This is a genomic window from Pseudomonas brenneri (genome assembly GCF_007858285.1).
Taxonomy (GTDB): Bacteria; Pseudomonadota; Gammaproteobacteria; order Pseudomonadales; family Pseudomonadaceae; genus Aquipseudomonas; species Aquipseudomonas brenneri.
In genome coordinates this window covers 1-1,227 of record NZ_VFIL01000027.1, presented here as the reverse complement: position 1 = coordinate 1,227, position 1,227 = coordinate 1, and the positions used below count along the sequence as shown (strand labels likewise).

The following is a 1,227-nucleotide window of genomic DNA, read 5'->3' as shown; positions in this document are numbered from 1 at the left end:
CCCAGTTCGATACGGAAACCGCGGATCTTCACCTGATGGTCGATCCGGCTGATGTAGTCGATCACCCCGTCCGCGCGATACCGCGCCAGGTCGCCAGTACGGTAGAAACGCCCGCCCGGCTCGCCATACGGGTTGGGCAGGAAGCGCTCGGCGGTCAGTGCCGGACGTTCGAAATAACCCCGCGCCAGGCCATCGCCACCGATCAGCAACTCACCCGCCACCCCCACTGGGTTGGCCGACAGGTCTTCGCCGAGGATGTACAGCGAGGTGTTGTGGATCGCCTTGCCCAGGTATGGGTGGCTGTGTTCGCTGCTCAACGGCTGCAAGGCCGACCAGATGGTGGTTTCGGTCGGGCCATAGAGGTTCCAGGTTTGCGCACCCAGGGCCGTCATGCGCACTGCCAGTTCATCGGCCAGCGCTTCGCCGCCGCACAGGAAGCGACGACCCGCCAGGGCCCCTGCGTTAGGGCTTTCCAGCAGCATGCGCCAGGTCGACGGCGTGGCTTGCAGCAGCGTGATGCCCTGCGCTTGCACCTGTTGCAGGATCAGCTCGGGATCGCGCTGGGTGTCCTGGCTGGCCAGGACCACACGCCCGCCGACCATCAACGGTGTGTACAGCTCCAGGCCGAAGATGTCGAAAGAGAACGTGGTCAGCGACAGCAGGCGATCCTGCGCACCGATCCCCGGCGCGGCGGCCATGCTGACAATGAAGTTGGTCAGCGCGCCATGGCGCACCATCACGCCCTTGGGCTTGCCGGTGGAGCCGGAGGTGTAGATCGCATAGGCGAGGTTTTCCGGGTCCAGCGTCACCTGTGGGTTTGCGCTGCTGTAGCCGCTCAGGGCCTGGCCCAGGTCCAACGCCTGCACATGAGCCGGGATCGGCAAGGCCAGATGAGCCTGGCTCAGCAGCAGCTTGAGGCCGCTGTCTTCGATCATGTAGCTCAGGCGATCCTGCGGGTATTCCGGGTCCAGCGGCACATAGGCGCCACCGGCCTTGAGCACCGCCAGCAAACCGATGACCATTTCCAGCGACCGTTCAACCGCCACGCCCACCAGCACGTCCGGGCCGACGCCCAGTTCCAGCAGGCGGTGCGCCCACTGGTTGGCCCGGGCATTGAGTTCGGCGTAGCTCAGTTGTTGTTCGGCAAACACCAGCGCCACCGCTTCTGGGGTGCGCGCCGCCTGTTCTTCGATCAACTGCTGGATGCACTGCCCGGCCGGGTAAGCT

Annotated in this window: 1 protein-coding gene; it reads right to left on the bottom strand. The window is 65.3% G+C overall.

Going from position 1 to position 1,227, the window contains the following annotated elements; genetic code table 11:
- Positions 1 to 1,227: non-ribosomal peptide synthetase (locus FJD34_RS27980; RefSeq protein WP_146552302.1), on the bottom strand; the 1,227-nt coding region annotated here is incomplete at both ends.